At 70.8% G+C, this 14,548-nt stretch carries 3 protein-coding genes; 2 read left to right on the top strand and 1 reads right to left on the bottom strand.

Annotated features, from left to right (window positions below):
- Positions 1 to 2,337, top strand: coding sequence for a M28 family metallopeptidase (locus tag DAT35_RS03730; RefSeq protein ID WP_158501535.1), 2,337 nt, complete (start codon positions 1 to 3; stop codon positions 2,335 to 2,337).
- A gap of 29 nt (positions 2,338 to 2,366) precedes the next feature.
- On the opposite strand, the gene DAT35_RS03725 is transcribed toward DAT35_RS03730, so the two are convergent.
- Positions 2,367 to 4,397: a RiPP maturation radical SAM C-methyltransferase gene (locus tag DAT35_RS03725; protein ID WP_108065459.1), complete on the bottom strand. Its 2,031-nt coding sequence runs from the start codon at positions 4,395 to 4,397 to the stop codon at positions 2,367 to 2,369.
- A 198-nt stretch (positions 4,398 to 4,595) separates the two neighbouring features.
- Here DAT35_RS03725 and DAT35_RS03720 point away from each other — a divergent pair, with 198 nt between their 5' ends.
- A complete protein-coding gene (locus tag DAT35_RS03720; RefSeq protein WP_108065458.1) occupies positions 4,596 to 14,477 on the top strand; it encodes a non-ribosomal peptide synthetase in 9,882 nt (3,293 codons plus the stop codon).
- Positions 14,478 to 14,548 lie beyond the last annotated feature (71 nt).

The raw sequence follows: 14,548 nt of genomic DNA, 5'->3' as shown, positions 1-14,548 counted from the left end.
GTGGACCCGACACGCCCCCCCTCACGTGATGAAGCGCTCCGCCCATGGCTGCTTGGCCTGGGTCTCGTCCTCGCGGTCGTCGCGATCCAGGGCGGCGCGAGCCAGACGCCACGCCCCCTCGCCGCGGACGCGCCCTCCTCCGAGTTCTCCGAGGAGCGCGCTCAGCGCGTCATGCGCCACCTCGCGGAGGACATCGGCCGACGCATCCCCGGCACCCCCGCCCACCGGGAGGCCGCCACCTACCTGGTCGGCGTGCTGAGCGAACTCCCGCGCGTCGAGGTGGAGCTCCAGGAGGTGGAGGGGGTCTACCTCGATGACGACACCCTGATCGCCTACAGCACCCAGAACGTGGTGGCCCGCCTGCCGGGACGCAGACCGGACGCGGTGCTCCTCTCGGCCCACTACGACTCAGCCCCCGAGGGGAGCGGAGCCGCTGATGATGCGCTCGGCATCGCCGCGATGGTCGAGGTGGCGCGGGCGCTCGCGAACGAGCCGGAGCTCGAGAACAGCGTCATCTTCAACTTCAACGGGGCCGAGGAGTATGGCCTGCTCGGCGCGGCTGGATTCATGAAGCACCGGTGGGCGAGCCAGGTCCGTGCCTTCGTGAACCTCGAGGCCACCGGCCTGGGTGGACGGGCGATCCTCTTCCAGGCCGGGCCGGACGCCTCCTGGCTCCTGGATGCCTATGCCCGCGCCGTGCCCGACCCCTTCGGCGATGTGCTCGGACAGGACCTCTTCCAGAACCACCTGATCCCGGCGGACACAGACAGCCACGTGTACCGGACCGCGCGGATCCCCGGGCTGGATCTCGCCCTGTTCCAGGATGGCTACGCGGTGCACTCCCCATTGGATCGACCCGATCGGGTGGAGCCCGGCAGCCTCCAGCACATGGGCGACAGCGCGCTGGCGGTCACGCGCGAGCTCACCTCGCGGCCATTCCCGTCCGAGGGCGCCTCGGGCCCGTCCATCTACTATGACGTGCTGGGGCTCTGGATGATCCGTTACGGCCTCCAGGGGGCCTGGGCCTGGGCCGCGGTCGCCGCGCTGCTCGCGGCCGGTGCCACCGTCCTCGCCGCGCGGCGGAGGGTCATCCGGCTGTTCGTGGCCCTCGAGGGACTCGGGTTCCTCGTGGTCTCGCTCGTGATGGCGCTGGTGCTCCCGGTGGCCCTCGCCTTCCTGCCCTACTACGTCTTCAACCGCCCGCACGGCTGGTACTCCTCTCCGTGGCTGGCCGTCGCGGCCTTCGGCGGGCTCTCCGTCACTGGAGCGCTGCTCCCCCGCGCGTTATGGGCCCGAAGGCTGACCTCCCGGGGAGTGCCCTCACAGGAGCGGATGTGCTCGGCGTGGCTTGCCGGGATCTGGCTGTGGGTGCTGACGCTCGGGGCCATGCAGCTGCTGGGGCTCGGCACCGCCTACCTTCCGCTGTGGTGGACGGTGGGCGGCGCGCTCGGGCTGATCGCCGCTTCCGCCTCCGCCTCGCCTCGGGCCCGGCTAGCGGCCCTGTACGGAGGGTGGTTGCCAGGCCTGGTGCTGACCGTGCAGTTGGGACGTTCCCTGTTGGAGCTCTTCATCCCAGTGGCGGGCCACCTCCGGCTGGGGGTGCCGCTCGAACCGTTGGTGGCGCTGCTGGTCGCTCTGCCGGTGGCCTCGGCGTCCGTGCTCGGGCTCGCCCCTCAACAGGAGAGCGCCCGCTTCGGCCCCTCGATCGCCGCGTTCGCCACGGTGGGCGTGGCCTTCCTGGTCGCGCTGATCCTCCACTTCCCGTACACGCCCGAGCGTCCCAAACGGCTCTGGCTGGAGCACCGCCAGCAAGAGGGCCAGAGCAAGCTGCTGTTCTCGAGCTGGGACTTTCCCGATCCACTCGCGGCGCTCTCCGGACAGCCCGAACAACTCCATGCGACCGCGCGGATGCCGGGCTTTCGCGGTGGCTACGAGGCTCCGACGCCGCCCGCGGCTCTGCCCGCCCCCCGGCTCGAGGTGCTCGAGTCGCATTACGATGAGACCACGGCGCTCCGCACCGTGCGGTTGCGCCTCGAGTCGGGAAAGGCGTACCTCGTCCGGCTGAGGATCCCGAAGACCACCCTCGCGGGCTGGTCGCTCCCGGCTCCCCTCCCTCCACTGGATCCGGACGACACGGACTACGTCCTCGACGTGCTCCCCTCCTCAGAGGGGAGCCGCGAGCTCACGCTCCTCCTGAAGGAGCGTGAGGAGGTGCCGGTGGACGTGCAGGCCTTCTTCGCGGAATGGCCGCCGCCGCTCGAGGAGGCACGCTCGCGGCTGCCGGCGTGGACGACGGCGAACCTGCGCGTGTCCACGTACACCACGCTCCGGCTCTGAGCACCGGAGGGCCGTGGCGGCTCGTCGCCCTACGCCTTCACCTGGACGGGCTGCGAGACCGCGTCACCCACCTGCTGGAGCGGATGAAGGGGGCCCGGCTCCGAGGCCCCGGCACCGCGCCGTTGCAGCTCCGCCACGTGGGCCGCGCGGATGCGCCGCACAGCCATCTCGGGCGTGAAGGCGGGCGCCAGCGAGAGGAACCTCCCTCCCTCCAGGCGCGTCCCCTCCCGGTAGAGCAGGCCTTGCTGGTTCCACGTCTCGATCAGCTCCGCGAGCTGCCCCGCGTCGGCCCGGCCCGGCTCGATGAACTCGCGGCGGAGCTCCTCCCAGCGGCGGATCTCCGCGCAGAACATGTAGACATCGCGGGCGAGGCCCTTGAGGACGAGGTTCCGGAGCACCCCGGTCCGCGCGTCGAAGATGCGCATGGACTGCCCGCTGTCGAGGTACGTCAGCAGGTGCCGGTACTCGGTGGCGCGGGCGGCGGCGTAGGCGGCCCCCCACTGCTTGCAGAGCACGCGGACGCTGCTCCAGTCAGCGGCGGGTGTGTCCTGATCGTACGAGAGATCGAGCAGGCTCAGGCGCTCATAGAGCGGCTCGGGCAGCCCGACGCGGTAGAAGTCGGCGTTGCGCAGGTTGCGGATCCCGTACTCGTCGTTCAGCACCTGGACGGTGGCCCCGCGCCCGAGCCAGAAGCGGTTGGCCGAGAGCGGCTCGTAGGCGAGCGCGAACCGCTGGATGGTTGCGAAGGTCTCCTCCACCTCCTCCTGCCGCCCGCCGGGGAAGTCGGTGAGGAGGTTCGCGCCGTTGACGATCCCCAGCTCATGGCAGATCTTCATCACCTGCAGGTTGGTGATCACCGACGTGCCCTTGCCGATCCGCTTCAGGTATGACTCGGAGAGGCTCTCGATCCCGAACTGGACGAAGCGAACACCGGCCTCCCACAGCAGCAGCAGCTCGTGGGGACGGATGTTGGCGCGCATCTCGTAGAAGATGACGAAGTCCTTGCCCGTGTCGATGAGCCGCCGCGCGAAGTCGTCCACTCCCTTGAGGCGGATGATGTTGTCGAGGAAGAAGAGGACGTTGTTGTGGTAGCGCTCGTTGAGGGCCACCACCTCCGAGACGAGCCGCTCGGCCCCCTTCTCGCGGTAGCCGTTCCACTGCACGTTCAGGTTGCAGAAGTGGCACGTCGCCTTGGGGTTGCCGGTCCGCTTGGCCCGATCCCACCAGCATCCCCGAGAGCCCTCCACCGTCATCAGCCAGAGGATGTTGAGCGCCTCCGCCTTGACGGCGTACTCGCTGTAGTCGGAGATGGGCAGGCTGTTGACGTCGGAGACCTCCCAGAAGGGCGCGCCACGCGGGAGCGCGCTGGCGGTCTCTCGCGAGATGAGCCCCTTCAGGTCGCTGACATCGGAGGATCCCGAGGCCAGCCGGCGCGCCAACGCCAGCAGCGGCTGCTCGCCCTCCCCCTGGATGACGTAGTCGAAGCTGTCGAGCTCCTGGAGCAGCGACGGGCCGACGCGCTCGGAGACCGTCGAGCCCCCGAGCACGATCCGCGTCCCGGGGGAGCGCCGCTTGAGCCGCATGCTGAGCGCCAGGTTCGCGAAGAGCTGGCCGAAGCAGGTCGTCAATCCGACGAGCTCGTAGCGCCCGGCCACCTCCTCGGCGACGCGCTCCAGGTGCGCCTCGAGGCGGGAGTGGATGACGTCGAACGCGCTCGCCCAGGTCGGGCTCTCGCCGTGGATCGCCGGATCGAGGAAGCTGCCCGGCCCCACGAGCGGCGCACCGGACTCCTCCATCCGCGAGATGAAGAAGTCGCGCACCTGCTCCTTCCGCTCCGGGAAGCACAGCGCCGCGTACAGCATCTCCCCGACGTCGTACGAGGACTGAGAGATCTTGTCGTAGCAGCCGAAGCCAAGCGCCACCGCCGCGTCGAGGAAGTCCGAGCGGCAGATCACCTCGAAGCCGGGCTCCTGCTGCTTCAGAAAGGCGCTCAACGCGCCCAAGGCGGCCGACGGGTGGCGATACAGCGACCAGGGAAGTGCGATGAGACAGATCCTCAAGAAAAACCCACGCGGTGACAGGAGAGGAGATGAGGTTACCGCAGCGCGAAGCTCCTCTCCAGAAGCTCCCGGCGGGCCCGCCGCCGTTGCTTGCACCGGGAGGCGACGGGCTCCAGACTGGGCGCAGAATCTCCAATGCAATCGGGTGACCCGCCAGCGAGCAGAAGCCTGGGAACCCCGCCGCCGAGACCGACCTCAATGAGCCATCACAGCGATCCCCACGCCCGCGCGTCCACGCTGGTGGAGTTGCTGCGCGAGCGGGCGCAGCAGGAGCCTGACTTCGGCCTCTACACCTTCCTGGTGGACGGCGAGGAGCAGGAGGAGCGACTGACGTACGCCGCGCTGGATCGTCGCGCCCGATCCATCGCCTCGCGGCTGGCGGAGCTGCCGCCGGGCACCCGCATCCTGCTGCTCTACGCGCCGGGGCTCGAGTACATCGCCGCGTTCTTCGGCTGTCTCTACGCCGGGATGGTGGCCGTCCCCGTGTACCCGCCGCGGCACGACCGCTCGCTGATGCGGCTCCAGGCGATCGCCGTCGACGCCCAGGCGGCCGTCGGCCTCACGCGGACGGAGCACTTGGAGCTGCTGCGCCAGTTCTCTTCGCTCGCGCCCGGGCTGGCACGGCTGAGATGGATCGCCTCGGATGAGATCGACGATGGCGCCGCGGAGGACTGGAAGCCGCCGAGGCTCTCCAGCGCCTCGCTGGCCTTCTTCCAGTACACCTCCGGCTCGACGAGCCTGCCCAAGGGCGTGACGCTCACCCACCGCAACCTGCTGCACAACCTGGATGCGATCCGGCGGTGCTTCCAGCAGGACCGGACGAGCCGGGCCATCATCTGGCTGCCGCCGTACCACGACATGGGGCTCATCGGCGGCATCCTCCAGCCGCTCTACACCGGCTACCCGGCCGTGCTCATGTCGCCGATGGACTTCCTCCAGCAGCCGCTGCGCTGGCTGCAGGCGATCTCCCGCCACCGCGGCACGACCAGCGGTGGTCCGGACTTCGCGTACGCGCTGTGCACGCGCAAGATCCGCCCGGAGCAGTGCGAGGGCCTGGATTTGAGCTGCTGGCGCGTGGCCTTCAACGGGGCCGAGCCCATCCGCCCCGACACCCTCGAGCGCTTCACCCGAGCGTTCGGCCCGGTCGGGTTCCGCCGAGAAGCGTTCTATCCCTGCTACGGGCTGGCCGAGGCGACGCTGATTGTCTCGGGCTCCGAGGTCGGGCAGGCGCCCCGGGTGGAGTCCTTCGACGGGCTGGCGCTCCAACGCGGCCAGGCCGTCCCCGCGGAGGCCGGGCACGCCGAGGCAAAGCACTTCGTGAGCTCCGGTCGGAACGTGCTCGAGGGCCAGTTGGTCGTCGTGGATCCGGATACCTCCGCGCTCCGGCGCGATGGGGAGATCGGCGAGATCTGGGTTTCGAGCGAGAGCGTGGCCGGAGGCTACTGGGGCCAGCCGGAGACCACGGAGCGGACCTTCCAGGCCCGGCTGCGCGACTCGGGCGAGGGCCCCTTCCTGCGCACGGGCGATCTCGGGTTCCTTCGTGACGGCGAGCTCTTCGTCACCGGACGCGCCAAGGACCTCATCATCATCCGCGGGCTGAACCACTACCCGCAGGACATCGAGCGCACCGTCGAGCAGAGCCATCCCGCGGTGCGCCCCGGCTCCGGCGCGGCGTTCTCCGTGGAGGCCGACGGCGCCGAGCAGCTCGTGGTCGTGTACGAGGTCGCCGCGCAGCGCGCGGAGAGCGGCCTCGACGAGGTCATCGACGCGATCCGCCGTGCGGTGACCGAGCAGCACGAACTGGCGCTCCACGCGGTGGTACTGCTCGAGCCGGGCACCGTGCCCAAGACGTCGAGCGGGAAGATCCAGCGGCACGCATGCCGCGCGGCGTTCCTCTCGGGCGAGTTGCAGTCCCTGGCAAGCGCCACGCTGAGCACGGCAAGCGCCGGGGCGGCTGCCGCCATGGAGGATGCGCCCACCAGGTCCGGGGCTTCACCGCTGTGGCGCGAGGTGGCGGAGGAGGTCTCCCAGGTCCTGTCTCTGCCCGTCCCTGTCACGGCGGGTCAGGAGGTGCTGGGCCTGGACTCACTGTCGAGCGTGGAGCTCCAGCATCGGCTCCAGCTGCGCCTGGGAGTGAGCGTGCCGCTGGCGCGCCTGCTGGGCAGCCGCACGCTCGCGGAGATCGTCGCCGAAGTCGAAGCGGCCCGTGCAGCCGACGCGCGCCAGTGGCGGCCGGAGAGCCCGGTGGGCACGGCGTCGGGCGACTTCCCGCTCTCGCACGGCCAGCGCGCGCTGTGGTTCCTGCACCAGCTCGCGCCCGACAGCGCCGCCTACCACATCGCCGCGGCGCTCCGTGTCCTGGAGCCGCTCGACGAGGCGCTGCTCCGGCGCGCGGTGCACCGGCTCGTCGATCGTCACCCTGGCCTGCGCACCACCTTCCACGCGCAAGACGGGAAGCCCTTCCAGCGGCTCCACGACCATGGCGAGGTCGACCTCCGCACCGAGGACGCCTCCGGCTGGAGCGAGGACGCCCTGCGCACCCGCCTGCGCGAGGAGGCGTCGCTCCCGTTCGAGCTCCAGCGAGGTCCCCTGCTCCGGCTCCGGCTGTACCGGCGAAGCGGCTCCGAGCAGGTGCTGCTGGTGGTGGTGCACCACCTGATCGCGGACTTCTGGTCGCTCGGGCAGCTCGCCCGGGAGCTCTCAGCGATCTACCCGGCGGAGCGCGATGGCACCGCCGCGGTGCTCCCCTCCCCCGCGGCCTCCTATGCGGACGCCGTGCGCTGGGAGCAGGAGCAGCTCGAAGGTGCCCACGGTCAGCGGCTCTGGGAGTACTGGCAGCGTCGGCTGTCGGGTTCGCCGCCGGTCCTCGAGCACCTGGCGGATCACCCCCGCCCACCAGTGCAGACGTACCGCGGCGGCAGGCGGGAGCGCGTGCTGGATGCCTCGCTCACGGCGCGGTTGAAGGAGCTCTTCCGCCGAGAGGCGACCACCCCCTTCGCGCCCCTGCTGGCGGCGTACGCCACGCTGTTGCATCGGCACAACGGCCAGCGGGAGCTCTGGGTGGGAGCGCCGTCGGCGGGCCGCGCGCGCGCCGAGCTGGCCGAGACGGTCGGATACTTCGTCAACCCCCTGGTGCTGCGGTTGGAGCTGGACGGTGGGCTCCCGTTCCGCGCGTTGATGGCCGAGGTGGGCCGGACCGTCCACGAGGCGCTCGATCACGCGGCCATGCCCTTCAGCCTCCTCGTCGAGCGGCTGGCACCGCTGCGCCAGGCGAGCCGCTCGCCCCTGTTCCAGACCATGTTCTCGTTCCAGCAGCCTCCGCCTCGGAGCGAGAAGGGGCTCGCCGCGCTGGCCCAGGGCACTGGCGGCGCGCGGCTCTCGCTCGCGGGCGCGGCCATGGAGTCCCTGGAGCTGGAGCTCGGGACGGCCCAGCTCGACCTCGCCCTCTCCATCGCCGAGCTCGATGGGCGCTTCCATGCGGTGTTCGAGTACAACGCGGATCTCTTCGAGCCCGGAACGATCGAGCTGCTGTTGCGTCGGTACGAGTCCCTGCTGCGAAGCGCTGTCGATCGGCCCGACGCGCTGCTGGCTGTGCTGCAACTCGACTCCGAGGAGGACCGGGCGCGGTGGCTCGCGTTGGGGCGCGCTCTGGAGGCTCCACGGCCCGCCTGCGTCCACACCTGGATCGAGGAGCGCGCGCGGCTTGCCCCGGAGGCGACGGCCCTCGTGTCAGGAGAGGACGCGCTGACCTATGGAGTTCTGGACGCCCGGGCGAACGCGCTGGCCTGGCGGTTGCGCGAGCTGGGCGTCGGCCCCGACACCCTGGTGGTCATCTACCTCGAGCGCTCGATCGAGCAGATCGTCGCGGTGCTCGGGATCCTCAAGGCGGGCGGCGCCTACGTGCCGCTGGATCCCGAGTTCAGCAACGCGCGGCGCGCGGACGTCCTCGCGGACTCGGTAGCTCGGATCGCAGTGACGCACCCTTCCCACGCGGCCTTCTTCGCGGAACAGGGCGTCACCGTGGTGACGGTGGAGGCCGGGGAGACACGCCGCGAGCCGCCGCCCCCCTCCGTGACGCCGGAGCACCTCGCATACGTCATCTACACGTCCGGCTCCACCGGGCGCCCCAAGGGCGTCATGGTGACCCACCACGCCCTCGCCAGCCTCGTCCAGGCCGAGCGGGTGCACTTCGGTGTCGTCCCCGAGGATCGCGTCCTCCAGTTCAACTCCCTCAGCTTCGACTCCAGCGTGGAGGAGATCTTCCTCGCGCTCTGCACCGGCGCCACGCTCGTCCTCCGAGATGCGGCCATGCTCGCCACCGTGGAAGGCTTCCTGGCGGGGTGCGAGCAGCGCGCGGTGACGCTGCTGGATCTCCCCACCGCCTTCTTCCACACGGTGGCCGCCGCGCTCGCCGAGCGGGAGCTCTCCCTGCCCACCTCGCTGCGATTCGTGATCGTCGCCGGGGAGCGCGTGCAGGCCGATCGGGTGACGCAGTGGCACCGCCACGCACCGCCTTCCATCCACCTGATCAACGTGTACGGGCCGACGGAAGCGACGGTGTCCGCCACCTGCCACGACCTGCCGGCGGCGACGACGACGGGGCTCGACGACATCCCGATCGGCCGACCGCTCCGGACGATGGGAGCCTACGTCCTCGACGGTCGGCTCGCGCCCGTGCCGACCGGCGGCGTGGGGGAACTGTGGCTGACAGGCGAGGGCCTCGCCCGAGGCTACTTCCGAGATCCCGCGCTGACCGCCGAGCGTTTCCTGGCGGATCCGCACTCCACCACCCCGGGCAGCCGCATGTACCGCACCGGAGATCTGGCCCGCCTGCGCACGGACGGCGTGCTGGAGTACCTGGGCCGCGCCGACGAACAGGTGAAGATCCGCGGCTTCCGCGTGGAGTTGGGCGAGATCGAATCCGCGCTTCGCGCCTGCGAGGGAGTCCGCGACGCGCTCGTGCTGCTCCAGGGAGCGGGCGCGGGCAGGGAGGCGCGGCTCGTCGCGTACGCCGTCGCCGCCCCCGAGGTGGTTCCATCGGCCCTGCGCGCGCAGCTCGCCGCGCGATTGCCGCCCTACATGGTTCCGGCCGCCATCGTCCGGCTCGACGCGTTCCCTTACGGCTCCTCCGGGAAGGTGAATCGGCGCGCCCTACCGCCACCGCCGTCCGCGAGCGAGGGGGAACCGCCGAGCACCCCGACCGAGGCAGCGCTCGCCGGGATCTGGGCGGACGTCCTGAAGCTCGAGCGTGTGGGCGTCGACCAGGGCTTCTTCGAGCTGGGTGGCCACTCACTGCTGGCCATGCAGGTCATCTCGCGGATCCGAGGCATGCTCGGCGTGGAGCTGCCGCTCCGGGCCCTGTTCGAGGAGGGGACCATCGTGGCGCTGGCGGCACGGATCGACCAGGCCGGCAGTGCTCCCTCGCCCGGCGCTGCCCCGCCGCTCGCCCGCGTCGACCACGGCGCCCCGCTTCCTCTGTCCTTCGCGCAGCAACGGCTGTGGCTGCTGGCCCGGCTCGAGCCCGAAAGCGCCGCCTACAACATGCCTGGGACGCTGCACCTCGTCGGGCGGCTCGACGTCGGTGCGCTCGAGTTCTCCCTGAGCGAGCTGATGCGGCGACACGAGATCCTGCGGACCCGCCTGCTCGAACAGGACGATGAGCCGGTCCAGCTCGTCGAGCCCGCCGTGAAGGTGCCCTTTCAAGCGGACGATCTTCGCGCGCTGCCGCCCGAGCAACGCAAGGCTCGCGCGGAGGAGCTCGTCCGAGCAGAGGCAGCCCTCCCCTTCGACCTCTCGCGGCCTCCGCTGATGCGCGCGCGCCTGATCCGCCTGGGCGAAGAGGAGCACCGCCTGGTCGTGGTGTTGCATCACATCGTGTGCGACGCGTGGTCGCTGAACATCCTCTTCCAGGATCTGGCGGAGCTCTACAACGCGCGGAGCACCAGCCGCACGGCGGCGCTCCCGGAGCTGGAGGTGCAGTACGCCGACTTCGCGGTGTGGCAGCGCCGGTGGCTCCAGGGCGAGGTGCTGAAGAAACAGCTCGCGCACTGGCGCAGGATGCTGGAGGGCGCACCAGCGGAGCTCGAGCTCCCTCTCGCCCACGCGGCCCGCTCCACCGCCCCCGGCCCGGTGGGCGTCGTCCGGCGCTCCCTGCCCGCGCCACTGATGGCCTCGCTCCAGGCGCTCTGCCACTCCGAGGGCGCCACCCCGTTCATGGCGCTGCTCGCCGCCTTCGAGGCGCTGCTGCACCGGCACACCGGGCAGCGGGATCTCGTGGTCGGGACGCCCGTGGCACACCGGACCCACGGCGCGCTCGAGGGACTCGTCGGGTTCTTCGTGAACACGCTGGTACTCCGGACCCATGTCCCCGAGAGGGCCTCGTTCCGGGAGCTCGTGGCAAGGGTGCGCGAGGTGACCCTGACCGCCCTCGCGCACCAGGACCTGCCCTTCGAAAAGCTCGTGGAGGCTGTCCGTCCGGCGCGCACGTCCAGCCGGCCGCCCTTCCTGCAGCTCATGTTCCTCCTTCAGGACGATCCAGGCGGAGGACCCACCCTGACAGGCCTGAGGACCTCCTTCGAGGAGGTGCTGCCCGATCAGGCCAAGTTCGACCTCCTGCTCGAGGTCGGACAGCGGAGCGGCGGCTGGGCGGCGAGCTGGCAGTTCGACACGGCCCTGCTCCCCACCGAGGCGGTGGCCCGCATGGCCGAGCACTTCGAGCGGCTGCTCCGGGGCGCGGTGGAGCACCCCGACGCGCCGCTCGCGCGGCTTCCGCTGCTCACCGAGGCGGAGGTGGCGGTGATCGCCCGGGCCAACGACACCCGGCGCGGATACCCGCGCGATGCCACCCTCCACCAGCGCTTCGCGGAGCAGGCCGCCCAGACTCCTGACGCCATCGCCCTCGAATGGGCGGACCGAAGCCTGACGTATGGGGAGATGGAGCGGCGCAGCAACCAGCTCGCGCATCACCTCCGGCGCCGAGGCGTCACGCCCGACGCTCGGGTGGGGCTGTATGTGCACCGCTCGTTCGAGCGGGTGATCGGCATGCTGGGTATCCTGAAGGCCGGGGGCGCGTACCTGCCGCTTGAGCCCGGCCACCCGCGGGAGCGCCTGACGCTCATGCTCGCGGACTCGGACGCGAGGCTGGTCCTCACCGAGGCGGCCCTGCTGCCAACGCTCGAGGGCATCACCCCGGACCGGCTCTGCCTGGACGCCGACTGGCCGGCCATTGCTGGCGAGCCCACCGAGGCCCTGCCGGACATGGCGCGAGCCGAGACCCTTGCCTACGTCATGTACACGTCGGGCTCCACCGGCCAGCCGAAGGGAGTCTGCGTCCCCCACCGGGCCGTGATCCGCCTCGTCACCGCGCCCAACTATGCGAAGCTGTCCGCCGAGGACGCCTTCCTCCACCTCGCGCCCTTCTCGTTCGATGCCGCGACGCTGGAGATCTGGGGGCCCCTGTTGAACGGTGGCCGGCTCGTGCTGTTCCCCGGCGACGGGACACCGCTCGAGCGACTCGAGGACACCCTGGCGCGGCATCGGGTGACGGCCCTATGGCTGACCGCCGGACTCTTCCACAACCTGGTGGAGCAGCACCCGGAGGCGCTCGCGGGCGTGCGACAGCTCCTCGCGGGAGGAGACGTGCTCTCCCCTTCCCACGTGCTCCGCGCGCTCGAGCACCACCCCGGGCTCCGGCTCATCAACGGCTATGGCCCCACCGAGAACACCACGTTCACCTGCTGCCACCCCATGGCGGCGCCGGGCGAGGTCGAGGCGCCGGTGCCCATAGGCACGCCCATCACAGGCACGCGGGTCTACATCCTCGACGCAGGGCTGGAGCCCGTGCCGCTCGGAGTGCCCGGTGAGCTGTACTGCGCGGGTGACGGTCTGGCGCGCGGGTACCTCGGGCGCGCGGGGCTGACTGCGGAGCGATTCCTGCCGGATCCGTTCAGCAGCGAGCCGGGCAGCCGCATGTACCGGACGGGAGACTTGGCCTGTTGGAGGGCTGACGGGCGCATCAAGTTCCTCGGCCGGGTAGACAACCAGGTGAAGGTCCGCGGGTTCCGCATCGAGCCGGGCGAGGTGGAGGCCGCGCTGCTCGGGCACCCGGCGGTGCGCGAGGTCGCCGTGGTGGCCGCCGGGGAGCGCGCCGACACCCGGCGGCTGGTGGCGCACGTCGTCCTCCGGGAGGCCTCCGCCGTCACGGCCAGCGAGCTGCGCGGCTACCTGGAGCCTCTGCTCCCAGAGCACCTGATCCCGACCTCCGTGGCATTCCACCCCGCCCTGCCCCTGACCCCGAACGGCAAGGTCGACCGGCGGGTGCTCGCCCGAGAGATCCTCGACGGCGCACAGGTCGGGAGCGCCCTCAGCGCGCCCCGCACCGCAACCGAGCGGACCCTCGTGTCGATCTGGAGCGAGCTGCTCGGGCTGACCCGCGTGGGGATCCACGACGACTTCTTCGAGCTGGGCGGGCACTCGCTGCTGGCGACGCGGCTCGTGTCGCGGGTGCGCGAGGCCACCGGCGTCGAGCTGCCATTGAAGGCACTCTTCGAGGGCGGCACTGTGGCCGTGCTGGCGGAGCTGATCGAGGCGGCGCACCGTTCCCGCCAGGCCGCCTCGCGACCGCTCTCTCCGGTGGCGAGGGAGGGCCTCCTCCCGTTGTCCTACTCGCAGCAGCGGCTCTGGTTCCTCGCCCAGCTCGAGCCGAACGCCTCCACGTACAACATCCCGGGCGCGCTGCGGCTCACCGGCGCGCTCGACGTGGCGGTGCTCGAACGGTGCCTGCGGACGCTGTTGGAGCGCCACGAGGTGCTCCGCACCGCGTTCGAGTCCCAGGAGGGACGCCCGGTCCAGCGCATCGTCCCAACGCTGAAGCTGGAGGTCCCGGTCGAGGATCTCCGCGGGCTGCCCGCCGGAAAGCGCGAGGCCCGCGCCCGGGAGATCGAGAAGAGGGAGGCGGAGCGGCCATTCGAACTCGCCCAGCCCCCGCTGCTGCGCGTCCGACTGCTGCGGCTGGACGAGCAGGAGCACGCGTTGCTGGTGACGCTCCACCACATCGTCTCGGACGGTTGGTCGCTGGGAGTGCTCTTCCGAGAGATGACCGCGCTCTACGAGGCGTTCAGCGCGGGCCGGCAGGACCCACTGCCGCCGCTGCCGATCCAGTACGCCGACTTCGCGTACTGGCAGCGGCACTGGCTCCAGGGCGAGCTGCTAGAGCGCCAGCTCCGCTACTGGCGCCAACGGCTGGCCGGCGCCCCCACGCGGCTCACGCTGCCCTCCGCGCTCCCTCGGCCCGAGGTCCCGAGCCACCGAGGCAAGCTCGTCGTCGGGAGGCTCGGCCCGAAGGACACCGAGGCGCTCCAGACGCTCAGCCGGAAGGGGGGCGCGACGCTCTTCATGACCGCGCTGGCGGCCTTCTATGCGCTGCTCCATCGACTGACGGGCACCGAGGACATCGTGGTCGGCGTCCCCATCGCCAACCGGTCCCACCCGCTCACGGAGGACCTGATCGGGTTCTTCGTCAACACGCTCGCGCTCAGGTGCCAGGTCCAGGGCACCCTCTCCTTCCAGGAGCTCTTGCAGCGCGTCAGGGCGTTGACGCTGGAGGCCTATGAGCACCAGGACGTGCCGTTCGAGCGCGTCGTGGACGAGCTCGGGATCAATCGTTCACTGGGACACAACCCGCTCTTCCAGGTGCTCTTCGTGCTGCAGAACGCGCCGCTGCCAGCGCTCCGGCTCGGGGACCTGAGCATGAGCCAGATCGCGCCCAACTTCGACGCGGTGAAGTTCGACCTCGTCGTCATCCTCGAGGAGCGCGACGGAGGGCTCGAGGCCTCCTGGAGCTACGACGTCGACATCTTCGATGAGGCGACCATCGCGCGGATGCACCGACAGTATGAGTGGCTGCTCCAACAGATCGCCGGTGGGGCCGACAGGAGCCTGGCCCGGCTGGAGCTCCAGACCGAGACCGAGCGCAAGCAGGAGGATGTCCTCAAGGGAGAGCGCCGCGCCTCGGACTTCGAGCGACTTCGCCGCATCAAGCCAAAACCTGTCACCCCACAGCGACCCGACGGAGAACGGTGAGGCCCATCCATGGGTGGATTTGACGTGTGTGGACAGCGATGGACAGTTATATTTCGTGCCTCCGTGAACAG

It is taken from the genome of Vitiosangium sp. GDMCC 1.1324, from assembly GCF_003044305.1.
In the GTDB taxonomy this organism is placed as follows: domain Bacteria; phylum Myxococcota; class Myxococcia; order Myxococcales; family Myxococcaceae; genus Archangium.
The sequence above is the reverse complement of the archived record's forward strand: the minus strand, read 5'-3'. Positions and strand labels throughout refer to the sequence as shown.

Excerpts from the sequence above, each read along its gene's own strand:
- DAT35_RS03720 (WP_108065458.1), top strand. The coding sequence starts at position 4,596 with ATGAGCCATCACAGCGATCCCCACGCCCGCGCGTCCACGCTGGTGGAG.